13 protein-coding genes are annotated in these 16,179 nt (G+C 67.8%); 8 read left to right on the top strand and 5 right to left on the bottom strand.

Annotated features, from left to right (window positions below; all coding sequences use genetic code 11):
- Positions 1–8: 8 nt before the first annotated feature.
- Complete coding sequence (locus Q1K09_RS00495) at positions 9–449, bottom strand: DUF4307 domain-containing protein (protein ID WP_300342286.1); 441 nt, start codon at positions 447–449, stop codon at positions 9–11.
- A 21-nt stretch (positions 450–470) separates the two neighbouring features.
- On the opposite strand from Q1K09_RS00495, the gene mca reads away from it, so the two are divergent.
- Positions 471–1,484, top strand: a complete 1,014-nt coding sequence (gene mca / locus Q1K09_RS00490; protein WP_300342284.1) for a mycothiol conjugate amidase Mca — start codon at positions 471–473, stop codon at positions 1,482–1,484.
- Between the two features lie 90 nt (positions 1,485–1,574).
- Positions 1,575–1,976 (top strand): hypothetical protein, encoded by a 402-nt coding sequence (locus tag Q1K09_RS00485; RefSeq protein WP_300342282.1) that lies wholly within the window; start codon positions 1,575–1,577, stop codon positions 1,974–1,976.
- A gap of 9 nt (positions 1,977–1,985) precedes the next feature.
- Here the strand turns inward: Q1K09_RS00485 and Q1K09_RS00480 are convergent, their stop codons facing one another.
- On the bottom strand, positions 1,986–2,786 hold the full coding sequence (locus Q1K09_RS00480) for an aminoglycoside N(3)-acetyltransferase (RefSeq protein ID WP_300342281.1): 801 nt from the start codon (positions 2,784–2,786) through the stop codon (positions 1,986–1,988).
- Between the two features lie 58 nt (positions 2,787–2,844).
- Between Q1K09_RS00480 and Q1K09_RS00475 the strand changes: the two genes are divergently transcribed.
- Together Q1K09_RS00475 and Q1K09_RS00470 are read left to right on the top strand one after the other, a co-directional pair.
- Positions 2,845–4,896: a prolyl oligopeptidase family serine peptidase gene (locus Q1K09_RS00475; RefSeq protein WP_300342280.1), complete on the top strand. Its 2,052-nt coding sequence runs from the start codon at positions 2,845–2,847 to the stop codon at positions 4,894–4,896.
- Positions 4,897–5,070: 174 nt separating this feature from the next.
- A complete protein-coding gene (locus tag Q1K09_RS00470; RefSeq protein WP_300342279.1) occupies positions 5,071–6,027 on the top strand; it encodes a hypothetical protein in 957 nt (318 codons plus the stop codon).
- 183 nt (positions 6,028–6,210) lie between these two features.
- On the opposite strand, the gene Q1K09_RS00465 is transcribed toward Q1K09_RS00470, so the two are convergent.
- The gene (locus Q1K09_RS00465) at positions 6,211–7,635 is read right to left on the bottom strand and encodes a dicarboxylate/amino acid:cation symporter (RefSeq protein ID WP_300342277.1); all 1,425 of its coding nucleotides are present in this window, start codon (positions 7,633–7,635) and stop codon (positions 6,211–6,213) included.
- 244 nt (positions 7,636–7,879) lie between these two features.
- Here Q1K09_RS00465 and Q1K09_RS00460 point away from each other — a divergent pair, with 244 nt between their 5' ends.
- Positions 7,880–10,081: a DUF255 domain-containing protein gene (locus Q1K09_RS00460; RefSeq protein WP_300342275.1), complete on the top strand. Its 2,202-nt coding sequence runs from the start codon at positions 7,880–7,882 to the stop codon at positions 10,079–10,081.
- A 6-nt stretch (positions 10,082–10,087) separates the two neighbouring features.
- On the opposite strand, the gene Q1K09_RS00455 is transcribed toward Q1K09_RS00460, so the two are convergent.
- Positions 10,088–10,696, bottom strand: a complete 609-nt coding sequence (locus tag Q1K09_RS00455; protein ID WP_300342401.1) for a hemolysin III family protein — start codon at positions 10,694–10,696, stop codon at positions 10,088–10,090.
- Positions 10,697–10,929: 233 nt separating this feature from the next.
- Between Q1K09_RS00455 and uppS the strand changes: the two genes are divergently transcribed.
- Both uppS and Q1K09_RS00445 read left to right on the top strand, forming a co-directional pair.
- Entirely contained in the window at positions 10,930–11,907 is a 978-nt protein-coding gene (uppS, locus tag Q1K09_RS00450; RefSeq protein ID WP_300342273.1) for a polyprenyl diphosphate synthase, read from the top strand.
- 519 nt (positions 11,908–12,426) lie between these two features.
- Positions 12,427–13,725, top strand: a complete 1,299-nt coding sequence (locus tag Q1K09_RS00445) for a PhoH family protein (protein ID WP_300342400.1) — start codon at positions 12,427–12,429, stop codon at positions 13,723–13,725.
- A gap of 112 nt (positions 13,726–13,837) precedes the next feature.
- On the opposite strand, the gene Q1K09_RS00440 is transcribed toward Q1K09_RS00445, so the two are convergent.
- The gene (locus tag Q1K09_RS00440) at positions 13,838–14,602 is read right to left on the bottom strand and encodes a rhomboid family intramembrane serine protease (protein WP_300342271.1); all 765 of its coding nucleotides are present in this window, start codon (positions 14,600–14,602) and stop codon (positions 13,838–13,840) included.
- 119 nt (positions 14,603–14,721) lie between these two features.
- Between Q1K09_RS00440 and Q1K09_RS00435 the strand changes: the two genes are divergently transcribed.
- Positions 14,722–16,146 (top strand): class II fumarate hydratase, encoded by a 1,425-nt coding sequence (locus tag Q1K09_RS00435; RefSeq protein ID WP_300342269.1) that lies wholly within the window; start codon positions 14,722–14,724, stop codon positions 16,144–16,146.
- Positions 16,147–16,179: the final 33 nt, after the last annotated feature.

Here is a 16,179-nt window from a genome sequence, read left to right as displayed (position 1 = left end):
TCAGCCGCTCAGTCCAGTTCCCAGCAGGAGTCGACGATCCCGGTAACCCCGCGGTGCTCGGTGCGCAGCTCGCTCCGGAAGTACTGGCTGCGTTCGTCGGCGGTGGAGCCTTCATGCGGACCGATGGTGACGATCCGGGCCCCGACGATCGCGTAGGAATCATCCAGCACGTGCAGCATGCACTGCACGGTGGCGTCGAAGTCTTTGGTCACCTCATAGTCCACTGAGGCGCGGGTATCGGACTCGATGGTGTAGCCGACGTCCTTGTACTCCACCTGGCCGACGCCCAAGCTTATGGTGAACCACACGGCGGCGGCCAGCGCTGCTCCCAGCGCGGCAATGACGGCCCACTTCTGCCCAGCCGGTGAGAGGCGGCGACGCGGGGTCCCGTAGCGCTGAGCCAGCGGCGAGTCGCGCTCAGTCGAGGTGGGGGAATCGGGTGAGGCCATCACCGACTATTCTAGGTGTTCATGTCTGACACCACCCTCTTTGACGGATCTGCGACGGTCGGCTCAGTGCCCAGCGGGGACCCGCGGGCGGAGACCGCTGCCGATGAGCTGCAGAGCCGGGCGCCCCAGCAGCCGCAGGGCCTGCCGGACTCCACCGGTCTGAGGCTGCTGGCGGTCCACGCCCACCCCGACGATGAATCCTCCAAGGGGGCGGCGATGATGGCCGCCTACGCGGACGCCGGGGCCGAGGTGATGGTCGCCACGGCCACCGGAGGCGAACTCGGAGACCTGCTGAACCCCGCCGCTGCAGAGATCCATCAGTGCCACCGGGACCTGCCCGGCGTGCGGCGCGAAGAGATGCGCCGGGCCGCTGAAGCCTTGGGGGTGCAGCACGTCTGGCTCGGCTTCACCGATTCTGGGCTGCCGGAGGGCGACCCGACGCCGCCGCTGCCCTTCGGGTGCTTCGCGGCGCTGCCGCTTGAGCAGGCCGCCGCTCCGCTGGTGCGGCTCATCCGCCGGTTCCGGCCGCATGTGATCACCTGCTACGACGAATCCGGCGGCTATCCGCACCCGGACCACATCATGAGCCACCGGATCTCTGTGGAGGCCTACCACGCCGCCGGAGACCCGCAGCGCTATCCCGACTGCGGCCAGCCGTGGGCCCCGCAGAAGCTCTACTACGACCGCGCCTTCAATCCTGGCCGGCTGCGCGCGCTGCACGAGGCCCTGGTGGAAGCCGGCATCGAGTCCCCCTACGAAGAGCGGCTGCTGCGCTATGAGAAGGGCGACCGGCCCGACTGGCTGACCACCCACGAGGTCACCACCAAGGTCCCGGTGGGGGACTATCTGGAGAAGCGCGACGCCGCGCTGCGGGCCCACCGCACCCAGGTGGATCCGGAGGGCTTCTTCTTCGCCACTCCCAACGACTTTCTGCGCGAGGTGTGGCCCTATGACGACTTCGTGCTGGTGGAATCTGCAGTGGAGACCGAGCTGCCGGAGTACGACCTCTTCGCCGGACTGCGTGAGCAGTCCTGAACCCTGCGGCGCGATGCCTCACGGTCGAGTCCTCGGGAATCGACCCCGCGTGCGATAGGCCGGTGCCTCCACAGGGCGTAGAATAGGGGTGTGCACACTTCGATCCCGGCTATGACCCCCGCGCTGACCAACTGGTGGCCAGGCGGCGGCGGTGGCGGCGGTGAGGCCCCGGACCTGCGTCCCGGGCTCACCGAGGCCGATATAACCCCAGGGATCGCTGGCTTCCTGTTCACCGCGCTGATGGTGGGCCTGGCCATCCTGGTGGTGCGCGATATGGTCAAGCGGATGCGCCGGATGAAGTACCACGATCAGGTGCAGGCCGAGCGTTCCGGCGAGGAGCCGGAGTTCCCCCACGAGGTTCAGCACAGCCGGATCAGCCCGGCCGGAATCTCCGAGGCCCAGCAGCGCGCCCGCACGGCCGCAGCCCAGGCCCGCTTCGGAACCGCTGCCGACCCGGCAGCCGATGCCGAGCCGGACGCGGAACGCCCCTAGCAGCGACCCTCACTGCTGCCCCGGCCCACGGTGCGCGGCCAGCCAGCCGGTCGCAAAATCGACCAGTTCCCGCTGATCCATCAGCCGGGCCGCAGCTTCGCCGATGCGGCCGCGTCTCACCATTCCGGTCGCCTCGAATGCCTTGCCCAGCGTGTGGAAGTCGCTCTCGTCAGCGACGATCTGCTCCCAGCTGGCCCATCTGGAGCCGCCGTCGGGACTGCGTACAGCGGCTCCGGTGACAGTGGTGGGAGCCTGCGGCTGCCGGGTCTCTGCCAGATGCAGGGAGGTATTGGAGCTGTGGCCGCAGCCCAGCAGCAGGACCTTGCCGCCGGCCGCCCAGATCTTGGCCAGCGGTGAGCGCTCACCATGCGGGTCGTCCAAGGGGTGCTCGGACGTGATGGTCGCAGCCTCCCGGCCCACGGCAGCCACCGAGACCTGCGGATGCCCGCTGCGGCGGCTGCCGGGCCAGGTGCGGACGCACTCGGCGATTACGCCCATCCACCTGCTCGGGGTGGTCGCCGGATCGAACCCGGGCCGGTTCCTGCGGATGGTCTCCCACCAGGATTCGGGCACAGGCGGATTGCACCAGCCTGCGGGGTCTGAGTTCTCCGGATCGTGCGTGGGCACCACCAGAGTGCCTGCCGGCCCGAGCACCTGCAGCAGCGCCATGACCACCGCCTGCGCACCGCCGGCGACGAACCCCAGGCTGCGCATTGATGAGTGCACCATGACCACATCACCCTCTGCCAGGCCCAATGCCTGCAGATCGCGGACGAGGCTGTTCACAGTGTGCGGGGCCTGCTGAGTCATGCTCGGAGTCTATGCCCGCGGGCTGCCAGGCGTCGTCGTCAGTCACTAGACTGAAGTGATGACGCACACGCTTCCGTACGGCACCTGGCCCTCGCCCATCACTGCTGAACAGCTGGCAGTCGGCGGCAACCGCCTGGGCAGCCCCCAGTGGGTCGGCGAGCAGCTCTGGTGGACCGAGGCGCTCGCCGCAGAGTGCGGCCGGCAGACCATTGTGCGCACAGCTGAGGCCGTCACAGCCCAGACCGAATCGCCCCAGACCGTCACCGTCCTTCCCGCTCCCTTCAACGCCCGCTCCCGGGTCCACGAGTACGGCGGCTCCAGCTGGACCGCCCTCGAGCTCGACGACGGCGCACCGCTGATTCTCTTCGTCCACTTCGACGACCAGCGCATCTACGCCTTCCGCGAGGGTGAGGACCCTGTCCCGATCAGCCCCGAGGGACCGGAGGTTCCCAGCGCCCACGGCCCATCCGTGCGGTTCGCCGAGCCCTCCGCCGTGAGGCTCGCCGACGGCGGCCGCGAGGTGTGGTGGATCTGCGAGCAGCACCACGACCGGACTGGGGACGACGGCGCCCCCGAGATCGAACGATTCATCGCCTCAGTCCCGCTCGACGGCAGCGCAGCCGAGGACCCCACAGCTCTGCGGCGCGTCACAGCCTCCTCCCGGTTCCTCGCCCACCCCCGCCTCTCACCCGGAGGCACGCAGCTGGCCTGGATCAGCTGGGAGCATCCCCAAATGCCCTGGGACGGAACCCAGCTGCACATCGGTCAGGTGCGTGACGGCGTCGTCGTCGAGGAATCCGTAGTGGACGGCGATGCTTCCACCTCGGTACTCAACCCTGAATGGCGCTCTGACCAGGAGCTGGTCTACATCAGCGACCGCAGCGGGTGGTGGAATCCCTGGAGGCTGAGGATCGGCGCAGCGCCGCAGCAGCTGCTGGCCGACGAACAGGAGTACGCCGGTCCGCTGTGGCAGCTGGGGGCCAGCTGGCTGAGCCTCCTCGACGGTGACACTGCGCTGACCATCCACGGGCAGGCCACCGATGCCCTGGGGGTGCTTGACCTGGAGGCCGGAGGCGTGACGCCGCTGGATCTGCCGCACACTGCGATCTCCGCAGCCGTGCCCCGCGGGGACGGACTGGTGGCTCTGCTGGGAACTACCCCCGAATCCTTCGCCGCGATCAGCACTATCTCGGTGCACCCGGGAGAAGCGACAGTCTCTTCCAGCAGGCCGCGCACCATCCGGTCCTCGCGTTCGGACTCCCCGGATCCCGCCGTGCTGCCAGTGCCCGAACCGATCACAGTCACCGGTGATGATGGCCAACCCGTCCATGCGGTGCTCTACCGTCCGCGCAACGCCGACTGCACTGCTCCGGAGGGGGAGCTGCCGCCCTTTGTGGCGCATGTTCACGGCAGGCCCACGGCGAAGGCACCGGTGGGACTGTCCCTGGGCATCGCCTACTACACCAGCCGGGGCATCGGGGTGGTGGACATCAACTACGGCGGGTCCACCGGCTTCGGTCGGGCCTACCGCGACCGGTTGGCTGGGCAGTGGGGCGTGGTCGACGTGCAGGACACGGTGACGGTGATGCGCCACCTGGTGGAGACCGGGGTAGCCGATCCGCAGCGGCTGGGCATCGAAGGCGGCTCGGCCGGAGGGTGGACGACTCTGGCCTGCTTGACCCGAACCGATACGTTCCACGCCGGGGTCTCCAGCTTCGGCGTGGCAGACGCTGTGGCGCTGGCGCAGGACACCCATGACTTCGAATCCCGCTACTTGGACCAGCTGATCGGCCGGTACCCGGAGGACGCGGAGATCTACCGGCAGCGAGCGCCGCTGAATCACGTGGACTCGCTGAACTGCCCCGTGCTGCTGCTGCAGGGCGACGAGGACCCGATTGTGCCACCGAATCAGGCCGAAGCCTTCCGGGACGCGATGCTGGCCAAAGGCATTCCGCACGCCTACCTGCTGTTCGAAGGGGAGCAGCACGGCTTTCGCAAGGCTGAGAACATCATTGCCAGTATGGAGGCCTCGCTGAGCTTCTTCGGCCAGATCTTCGGCTTCGAGCCGCCGGGCATCCCACGGCTTGAGCTCACCGGCCCCACCCGCTGAGCCGATGGCGGCCCGCCCACCGCGTTGAGCCCCCGGGGCCCGCCCACCGCGTTGAGTGGCCGATTCACTACCGATGATCGGGCGCTAAGCGCCCTGAGCGGTAGTAGATCGGCCACTCGATGAGGGCTGTGGAAATCGCCAGCGGACTTCGCGCATTCGGGCGAGACTGGCCACATGCCGCAGTCACGCCGTCGACCCCTGCCTGAGGCGCTTCAGAGTGCGCCGTTCACCTTGGCCGGCGCCCACCGCTGCGGGGTGGACGCGCGGCGGTTGACCTATGACGACGTCGTGCAGCTCGGCGGGGGAGTCCACGCCTCGGCTGAGCTGGTGGAGCGCACGCCCCCGGAACGGCGGCACCACCTCATTGCCCGGGCCCTGGCCGCCGAGATGCCCCAGGTGTGGATCTCCGACTCCACCGCGGCCCAGATGCGGGGTCTGGTGCTGCCGCGGCGGCTTGCAGCTGAGCGCAGGGTCCACCTGAGTCAGCCGCCGAGTCCGGGCACTCGCATCCAGCGCAACGGCGTAGTGGGGCATCGGCGGGCCGTGCGGCAGAAGGACGTGGTCACCCGGGAGGGAGCGGCCATCAGCTCAGCGGCACGCAACTGGCTGGAGCTGGCAGAAGCCTGCACGCACCGGGACCTGGTGATTCTGGGGGACCAACTGGTGCGCCGGCCCTACCCGGAGTATGAGCAGCGGACAGAGCCGTGGGCCACCCTTGAAGAGCTCGCCGAGGTGGTGACGGCTACCCGACGAGTACGCGGACGGCGCACAGCCCTGGCCGCCCTGGCTGATATCCGGGTGGGAGCCGACTCACCGGCCGAGACCCTGCTGCGTCTGGCGATCGTCGATGCCGGACTGCCCGAGCCTCAGCTGCAGGTGCCCGCCATCCCGACGTCGCCGCTCTCGCCGGCTGCGGACCTCGGCTACCCGGAGTGGAAGATTGCCCTGCAGTATGAGGGAGCCACGCACTACTCGCCGGAGCAGCACCGGCGCGACCAGGAGCGCGACAACGTCTTCCGAGCCCACGGGTGGGAGATCCTGCACTTCCATCGGGAGCACTGGCGCACACAGTTTCGCACCGCAGCTGCGATCGTGGGCCAGCTGCTGCGCACCCGGGGTCTGATCGGCTGAGGATTCTGTCCCGCGCTCGCAGCCGGCCGGCAGCCTGTGGAGCCTCGCGCCCGGCATTGAGTGGCGGATCTATTGCGGCTGCTGCGAGAATTCTGCCGATTTGCCGCAGTAGATCCGCCACTCGACGGGGGAGGAGGGGGAGGGCGTCATCAGCCCGCGCTCACAACCTCACGGGGAAGTGCCCTAACCGGTGGGGCCGGCCGACTTGGAATCCTCCTGGCGGACCGCTTCAGGCTCATCGTCCTCCAGGTCGAAGGGCACTCCCTTGCGAGCGGCCGAGTAGCGCTCCATGCTCATGATGCCCTCGCGCTTGGCCACGATCGTCGGAACCAGAGCCTGCCCGGCCACATTGAGCGCGGTGCGCCCCATGTCCACAATCGGATCGATGGCCAGCAGCAGGCCGACCCCCTCCAGCGGCAGGCCCAGGGTGGAGAGCGTCAGGGTAAGCATTACGGTGGCGCCGGTGGTCCCCGCGGTGGCTGCTGAGCCGATGACCGAGACGAACACGATGAGCAGGTAGTCGGTCAGACCCAGGTCGATGCCGAAGAACTGGGCGACGAACGTTGCGGCGATCGCTGGGTAGATGGCCGCGCAGCCGTCCATCTTGGTCACCGCACCCAGGGGCACAGCGAAGGAGGCATAGGAGCGTGGCACACCCAGATTCCGTTCGGTGACGAACTGGGTCAGCGGCAGTGTGCCCATCGAGGACCGAGAGACAAAGCCCAGCTGCACCGCCGGCCAGACGCCGGAGAAGTACTGCCGGATGGACAGTCCATTCGCCCGCACCAGAGCGGGGTAGACGATGGCGAACACCAGCACCAGGCCGATGTAGACGCACAGCACAAAGGTGCCCAGCGAGGTCAGTGCATCCCATCCATAGCTGGCCACTGCCTTGGCGATCAGCGCCAGCGTGCCGACAGGAGCCAGCCGGATGATCCACCACAGCAGTTTCTGGATAACCGCCAGCAGAGAAGAGGTGAAGTTCAGGAACGGCTCGGCCTTGGACCCCACCCGCATGGCGGCAATACCCACCACGATCGAGATCACCAGGATCTGCAGCACGTTGAAGGTCAGGCCGGTCGTGACCGCCCCCTCGGCGTCGACCGAGGAGTTGGCCGTCAGTCCCAGGAAGTTGGCCGGCACCATCGATTCAAGGAAGCCCAGCCAGGATCCCGTGCGGCCCGGTTCGGCGGCAGCGTCCTCGGTGACGCCGGTGTGCACGCCCGGCTGCCCGATCAGACCGATCACAAGTCCGATCAGCACCGAGATGAATGCTGTGATCGCGAACCACACCAGGGTCTGGCCGGCCAGCCGCGCCGCATTGGTCACATGACGCAGCTGCGCAATGGAGGTCACCACCGCAGCAAAGACCAGGGGCACCACTGCAGCGCGCAGCAGCGCAACATACACATCGCCGATCTCGGTGACCGTGGCGGTCAGCCAGCTGGGCTCTTCGGCTCCGCGGTCCAGGGCGCGGGCCGCGAGGCCCACCAGCAGGCCAAGCACCAGTGCAGCGAGGATCTGGTTGCCGAAGGACGTGGCCCAGACCGGCAGCCGGCGGCGCGGCGAGGACGAGGATTCTTCAAGTGTCTGCTTCTGCGCGGACATGGCTCTCCGTTTCACAGGTGATCAGAGGTGACGAGGAAGGCTAACCCGGCCCGAGCTCCACAGATTCCGTGTATTACGCAATGCGTCAGACTCGCCTCGTGAGCGCGTCGTCGCCTTCCCCCCTGGGGGTGTGTTGCCGCCTGGGATTCCGAACCCCGTGGGCGGGCGGAGCAGCTTCGGGAGGCTGTGTGCCGCCATCGGTATCCAGGTGCCGCCCCTTGCGTGGCGCGGTAGCGTGGTGACCATGGGCAATGAGCTCTCCGATGCACAGTCCCAGTACCTCCGCCAGCACGCCGAAAACCCGGTGCACTGGCGCCGCTGGAGCTCGGAGGCCTTCGCCGAGGCCGCCCGCAGGGACGTGCCGGTCTTCGTCTCCATCGGCTACGCCGCCTGCCACTGGTGCCATGTGATGGCTCACGAATCCTTCGAGGATGAGACTGTCGCAGCGGTGCTCAATGAGCACTTTGTGTGCATCAAGGTCGACCGTGAGGAGCATCCCGAGGTCGACGACGCCTATATGGCCGCCACCCAGGCGATGACCGGCCAAGGCGGGTGGCCGATGAGCGTGTTCACCACCCCCGCCGGCCGGGTCTTCCACGCCGGCACCTACTTCCCGCCGCAGCGAATGGGAAGGATTCCATCCTTCAGGGAGGTCTGCCAGGCGGTGTGGGAGGCCTGGACCCAGCGCCGCGAGCAGGTGGAGGACCAAGCTCAGCAGATTGCACAGGCCCTGGGGGAGCAGCGACGGCGCCAGGGACAGCTGGCCACCGTGGTCCATACCGACGACGACGGCGGCGGGTGGACTCTGGACGCGCAGGCCTATACAGCCATCAGCCGGGACGCGCTGGCGGCTCTTGTGGAGCAGGAAGATCCGGTGCACGGCGGCTTCGGCGCCGCACCGAAGTTCCCGCCCTCTCCGCTGCTGGGCTGGCTTCTGGAGGAGGCGGCCTGGGTGCCCGAGCGGGATGAGCCCCAGGCTCAGGACCACGACCGCGCCGGCGGTCTGGCCTTGCACACGATGGAGGCCATGGCGCGCTCAGCGCTGTTCGACCAGGTGGAGGGCGGCTTCGCCCGCTACGCCACCGACCGGGCCTGGTCGCTGCCGCACTTTGAGAAGATGCTCTACGACAACGCCCAGCTGCTGGGCAGCTACGCCCGAGCCTCAGCTCACCCAGCCGCTGATGAGCGGCAGCGCCACGATGCCGAATGCACCGCACGGCAGACCATCGGCTGGCTGCGTGCCCGCATGCTCACCGAGGAGGGGCTGCTGGCCTCCAGCCTGGACGCGGACACCGTCGACGAGGAGGGCAATCACGCCGAGGGCGCCACCTATCTCTTCAGCGACGAGCAACTGCGGAAGGTGGCAGCCGATGCCGGGCTCTCCGCCGAGCAGGCTGATCAGCTGATCACTCTGAACAGCGGTGTCCCCGCCGATGAGCACGCCCTTCGCTCCGGTGAGCCCCTCCACATCACCGAGCACACGCCGCGCACCCTGCACTTCGACCAGCCCCTGGATGACCAGCAGCGCCAGCTCTGGGAGGCTGTGCTGCCGCAGCTGCTCAGCATCCGCGCACAGCGCCGGCAGTCCAGCCGCGATGCCAAAGTGGTGGCGGCCTGGAACGCAAAGGCAGTGGAATCTGCGGCCCTGGCCTCCAGCATCTGGGAGGACCCCGAGGTTCTGGACTTCGCCGAGCAGATCGCAGCCCGGCTCTGGGAGATCCACGCCCACCAGGAGTCCTCCGGTGAGGCGGAACCACGCGTCTGGATCGCCCGCACCTCCTACGCAGGAACATCCTCCGGCAAGCCGGGCACCCTGGCTGACCATGCCCACACCGCCTCTGCCTGCTTCGCGCTGGCCTCAGCCGGAGCCGGCAGCCACCGCTGGGAGGAACGCGGCCTCAGCGTGCTGCGCTGGATCCTGGCGGAGCTGGTGCACCGCGAGCCGCCGGGGGAGACCGGTGACACCGAGTCGGTGCGGGTGCTCGACGCCGCAGACGACGATCAGGCACTCAGCGCCGCGCAGGACGGCGCCTCCGACGCCTCTCCAGTGGACGGGCCGGAGCCCAGCAGCATCGCAGCGCTTGCCCAAGCCCTGCAGCGCGCCGAAGCGCTCGGGCACACCCTCGGGGTGCGTGCCGCCGATCTGCTGCATCATCTGCCCACCATCGCCCCGCGCGCGCCGCTGGCCGCCGGGGGCTCTCTGCTGGCCGCACACCGGATCGTCCGCGGCTCTCCCGCTGTCCGGGTCCTCGCAGCGGCCCCGGCGGACCTGCCCCCGCTGCGCCGCCAGGCCGCGCTGCTGGGCATCCCGGTGGAGCCGGTGGCCCAGGATGCGGTGGCAGAGGGACGAGCCCTGCAGGTCAGCATCTGCCTCAATGAGGCGGGACAGGCACGCTGCCTGGCGCCGTCGTCGTCGCTGCCGGCCGCACTGCGGGCGCTGAGCTGATCCGCCTTAGAGAATGGCCAGCAGAATCGCTGCGTAGTGGCAGAGGAAACCCACCAGCGTGCAGGCGTGGAACAGCTCGTGGAACCCGAACCAGTTCAGGGAGATGTTCGGCCGCTTCATCGCGTAGAACACTGCTCCGGTGATGTAGGCGACCCCGCCCAGGCAGATGAGTGCGGCCGCAGCGGCATCGGCGGCGAAGAAGTCGCCGAGGAAGACCACCGCAGCCAGGCCCAGAACAATGTAGAAGATTGTGTAGAGCCAGCGCGGGGCGTAGGTCCAAAACAGCCGGAACGCCACTCCGCCGACAGCTCCGACCCACACGCTGATCAGCAGAATCAGATCCTTCGGCTCCGGCAGCATCGCCAGCGTCAGCGGCGTGTACGTCCCGGCGATGATCAGCAGAATATTGGTGTGGTCCAGCCGTTTGAGCAGGCGGGCGGTCCGCGGTGACCAGCGCCCCAGATGGTAGGTGGCAGAGACGGCGAACAGCAGCAGGCCGGTGACTGCGTAGACCGCCGATGCCGTCTTCAGTGTGGCCCCGGGGGCCAATGCGACCACCACGATCCCGGCGGCCAGGGCCAGCGGCACCATGCCGGCGTGCAGCCATCCGCGCATCCGAGGTTTGAGCGGGATGTCACTGTCGAAGAGTCGGTCCGCCGCAGCGGTGCCGCCGGTGGGCTGCTCGCTTCCGGCCGCGGAACGCTCACGGCTCTCTGGTGGGAGGCTGCCCGGATGATCCATAGAACCAGTATATGTGACTGGTCGGTAACTTCGAGAGTGAGTCTCGACTCAGCCGGTGTCACTTAGAGTGGACTCCGACCCCCGCAGCGCCGTGGAAAGGGCAGGCGATGGAACGCAGCGTACGCCGGTACAGCTGGCTGCAGGACCGCACGGTGCTGCCAGCGCGGGTGAAGAACCTGGCCTACGGCATCTACGAGCGCCGGCTGATCGAGGATCTGCACCCTGACCGGATCCCGCGCCATGTGGGCGTGGTGGTCGACGGCAACCGGCGCTGGGCCAAACTGGCCGGGACTCCCACCGCAGACGGGCACTTAGCCGGTGCCGACAAAATTGTGGAGTTCATCGGCTGGTGCGCCGAACTCGGGGTCCCCACGGTGACGCTCTACATGCTCTCCACCGACAATATGAACCGCTCGCCCCAGGAGCTGGAGCAGCTGATGGAGATCATCGGCGACACCCTGGACCGGCTGGCTGAGTCCCGGCCCGGGGGAGGGCGGGTGCGTGTGCACCCGGTGGGCCAGCCGGAGCTGCTGCCGGAGGCGCTGGCCTCCAGGCTGCGCGCTTTGGCCGACGACGACGCCAGCGACTCCGGCCAGGCAGCAGGGCCCGACTGCGACGGCAGCTCCGGCACCGCGCAGTCCCAAGCCGGCGACCAGCCGGCGTCGTCCTCGGCGGTCTCCACCGCCACCGGTTCGATCCGGCGGATTGCGGCCAAAGTGGTCCGCGGCCGCGAGGAGCCGGCAGTGCACGTCAACGTCGCAGTCGGCTACGGAGGGCGCCAGGAGATTGTCGACGCCGTCAAAGCCCTGCTGCTCGATGCCGAACAGCGCGGACAGACGCTGACGCAGGTGGCCGAAGAGCTGACCCCCGGGTCGATCTCCTCGTGGCTCTACACCCGCGGCCAGCCCGATCCGGACCTGATCATCCGCACCTCCGGTGAGCAGCGGCTCTCCGGATTCCTGATGTGGCAGTCGGCCTACTCAGAGTTCTACTTCTGCGAAGCGCTCTGGCCTGATTTCCGCCGCGTGGACTTCATCCGGGCGCTGCGCGACTACGCCCGCAGGCAGCGCCGCTTCGGCAGCTGAGTGCGGCGCGGGCACGCGATGCGGCAGGTTCCGGTGCCGGCGGCGGATGCGCTCCGGCCGCGCGCAGGCCGGCCGTGGGACTCGGCAAGGGGGCGGCGCCGCCGGAGATGCGCTCCGGCGGCGCGCAGGCCGGCGTCACGCATTGTTTACGCAGATGTCACGAAGGGTTGGGTGTTTCTTCCCGGATTCCGGCCGCGCGGTGCCTAGATTGGTGACTGTCAGAACACTGACCGGAAGGCCCAGACTCTATGCCAGGCGGCAGAAGGGGCCGGTACGGTCCCTGGCTGCGTGTGTGGCTGAGGGCCGACCGACCACCATCCGACTATCGATGCGGAGACTCGTCTCCAGCTGCAGTCGATGAGGAGGACGACGGCGCCGTCGAGGTAGGGGAAGACTTCGACTCGCCGGCGGTGCTCTGCATTGATTCAGCCCCGGGACGATCTCCGGTCTGGAGATACTGTGGCCTCTCTGAACACCTCCGCCGCCGCTGAGGACCTCGAATCCGCCGTCGCCTCCGCTGTGGCGCAGAAGACCTATGTGCTGGACACCTCCGTGCTGCTCTCCGATCCGAAGGCTGTGCTGCGGTTCGCCGAGCATGAGGTGGTCATTCCGATTGTGGTGATCTCCGAACTGGAGAAGAAGCGGCATGACTCCGAGCTGGGCTACTACGCCCGCTCCGCCCTGCGGTTGCTGGATGAGCTGCGCACCACCAACGGGGCGCTGAACCGGCCGATCAGCCTCAACGACGCCGGGGGTCACCTGCTGGTAGAGCTCAATCACATCAACGAGCAGGTGCTGCCGGTCGGTTTCCGCCAGGGCGACAATGACTCCCGCATCCTGGCAGTGGCCAAGAGCTTCGCCGATGAAGGGCGCGATGTCACCGTGGTGTCGAAGGACCTGCCGATGCGGGTGAAGGCCTCGGCCATGGGGCTGGACGCCGATGAGTACCGCAACGAGTGGGTGACCGATTCCGGCTGGACCGGACTGGCCGAGGTCACCGCCACTGAGGAGCAGGTCAGTGAGCTCTACGACGGCGAGCAGATCGAACTGGAGGAGGCCCAGGACTTTCCCACCAACACCGGCCTGGTGATCACCTCCGGCCAGGGGTCGGCCCTGGGCCGGGTGAAGATCGATGCGACCAGCCGGAAATACGTGCAGGTGGTGCGCGGAGACCGGGAGATCTTCGGGCTGCACGGCCGCAGCGCGGAGCAGCGCCTGGCCATCGATATGCTGCTCGACCGCGAGATCGGCATCGTCTCTATGGGTGGTCGCGCCGGGACCGGTAAATCGGCGCTGGCCCTGTGCGCCGGCCTGGAGGCGGTTCTGGAGCGACGTGAGCATAAGAAGATCGTGGTCTTCCGGCCGCTCTACGCCGTCGGGGGCCAGGACCTGGGCTACCTGCCCGGCACTGAAGCGGAGAAGATGAACCCCTGGGGCCAGGCCGTCTTCGACACCCTGGGCGCGCTGGTGAGCGAGAACGTGCTGGAGGAGGTCGTCGCCCGCGGGCTGCTGGAGGTGCTGCCGCTGACCCACATCCGCGGCCGGTCCCTGCACGATGCCTGGGTGATCGTCGATGAGGCGCAGTCCCTGGAGAAGAACGTTTTGCTGACGGTGATGAGCCGGATGGGGCAGAACTCCAAGATTGTGCTCACTCACGATGTGGCCCAGCGTGACAATCTGCGAGTCGGCCGGCATGACGGAGTCGCCGCTGTGGTGGAAATCCTCAAGGGCAACCCGCTCTTCGGCCACGTGACCCTGACCCGCTCCGAACGCAGCCGGATCGCGGCGCTGGTCACCGAGCTGCTCGAGGAGAGTTGAGGAGACAGGACAGCTTCAGGGCCGGATGTGAGAACAAAGCACAGCGAGTGGCTTTGTTCTGGATTGGAGCGGGACTGGCGAGCGGCCTCGAACTGATCAGTCCAGGTGCTTGTCAGTCGAGGTACTTGGAGTAGTCGATCTCCATACCGTCGCCGTCGTCGTCCTTGCCCCGGCGGCGGGAACGACCCATCCGCTGCTGCGGCCGGCTCAGCTGGGCAGAGGTCGGTCCACCCGTCACGCGCTGAGCGCGGGCCTCCTTGGTGAGCATGAAGGCCACCGCCACCCCGGCGATCGCGCCCGAAAGGTGTCCGGTCCAGGAGACCCCTGGGGTGATCGGCAGCATGCCGATCAGCATCGAGAGTCCGTAGACGAAAGCCACGAAGACCCCGAACAGCATGGCCAGGAAGCGGCGGGCCAGGATCGCGTAGGTCACGATGAACGCGGCGAAGCCATAGACCACAGTGGAGGCCCCGACGTGGTTGACCACACAGGAGGCGCCCTGCGGCGCGTGGCAGACCCAGGGGGAGCCGATCAGCCACAGCACGGCGCCGGAGAGCAGCCACAGCATCACCATCACGGAGGTGAATCGGCGGGTCAGCAGCGAGGTCATCCCGCCCAGCACCAGCCAGGACATCGTATTGGCCAGCAGATGGGCGAAGCTGCCGTGCAGCAGCGGCATGAAGACGATGCCCACCAGGCCGGAGAGGCTGCGTGCCTCCAGCGCCAGAGAACGGTTGAACCAGTTCCCCAGCGCCAGAGAGACGAAGAACAGCACCCACATGGCCGCCAGCGGCAGCAGCACCGGGATGAAGGTGCGCTTCACCATCGCGGTGAAGTCGCTGCCGATGGCACGGAAGGAATCGCCGGACGCGCTCATAGAGACCATGCTACGGACAACGACGCCGGCAGCTGGCCCTGAGAGCACCCTGAACTGACCCTGATTCGCGCCGCCGTCAGGCTTCGCGGCAGGCAAGTCCACTGCCATAGGATGGGCATATGAGCGAGAACACCGCAGCAGAGACCCAATACCGTATTGAGCGAGACACTATGGGCGAGGTGAAGGTGCCTGCCCATGCGCTCTACCGCGCACAGACCCAGCGCGCCGTGGAGAACTTCCCGATCTCCGGGCGGACTTTGGAGCGGACCCACATCCGGGCGCTGGCGCAGGTGAAGAAGGCAGCCGCCAAGGCCAATGCCGAGCTCGGTGTGCTCGAGACAGACCTTGCCGAAGCGATCGTCTCCGCCGCGGAGAAGGTGGAGACCGGCCAGTTCGACGAGCATTTCCCGGTGGACGTCTTCCAGACCGGATCCGGCACCTCCTCCAATATGAACACTAATGAGGTGCTGGCCACCCTGGCCAACGAGTTCCTCAAGGAGAAGGGTGCTGAGACCCAGGTCCACCCCAACGACCACGTCAACGCCTCACAGTCCTCCAATGACGTCTTCCCCACCTCGGTGCACGTGGCGGCCACCGGGGCGCTGATCAACGACCTCAAGCCGGCCCTGGACTACCTGGCCTCCGCTCTGGAGGAGAAGGCCGGAGAGTTCGCCGAGGTCGTCAAGTCCGGCCGCACCCACCTGATGGACGCCACCCCAGTCACCCTGGGGCAGGAGTTCTCCGGCTACGCCGCCCAGGTGCGCTACGGGATTGAGCGGATCGACGCCTCGCTGCCGCGGGTGGCGGAAGTCCCGCTGGGCGGAACCGCCGTGGGAACCGGAATCAACACTCCGCTGGGCTTCGCCGAGAAGGCCATCGCTCACCTGGCCGAGGACACCGGGCTGCCGCTGACCGAGGCCCGCGACCACTTCGAGGCTCAGGCCAACCGGGACGGTCTGGTGGAGGCCTCCGGGCAGCTGCGCAATATCGCGTACTCGCTGATGAAGATCAACAACGACCTCCGCTGGATGGGCTCGGGCCCCAACACCGGACTTGGCGAGATCGCCATCCCGGATCTGCAGCCGGGATCCTCCATCATGCCCGGCAAGGTCAACCCGGTGATCTGCGAGTCCGCCATCCAGGTGTGTGCCCAGGTGATCGGCAATGACACCACTGTGGCGCTGTCATCCACCAACGGCGCCTTCGAGCTCAACGTGGGCATCCCCGTCATGGCGCAGAACCTGCTGGAGTCGGTGCGTCTGCTCTCCAATATCTCCCGGGTGATGGCCGACAAGATGATCAAGGGACTCACGGCCAATGAGGAGCGCTGCGCCTTCCTGGCCGGAGCCTCGCCCTCGGTGGTGACTCCGCTGAACAAGTACATCGGCTATGAGGCGGCCGCTGAGATCGCCAAGCATGCGGTGAAGAATAAGCTCACCGTCCGCGACGCGGTCATCGAGCTGGGCTACCTGGAGCGCGGCGAGCTCACCGAGGAGCAGCTCAACTCCGCCCTGGACGTGATGTCCATGACCCACCCCGGCTGAGCCGGAACCAAGCCAGCAGCGGGGGCCGCCCAC

Origin of the sequence: Nesterenkonia sp. (assembly GCF_029265375.1) — a bacterium.
In the GTDB taxonomy this organism is placed as follows: domain Bacteria; phylum Actinomycetota; class Actinomycetes; order Actinomycetales; family Micrococcaceae; genus Nesterenkonia.
The sequence above is the reverse complement of the archived record's forward strand: the minus strand, read 5'-3'. Positions and strand labels throughout refer to the sequence as shown.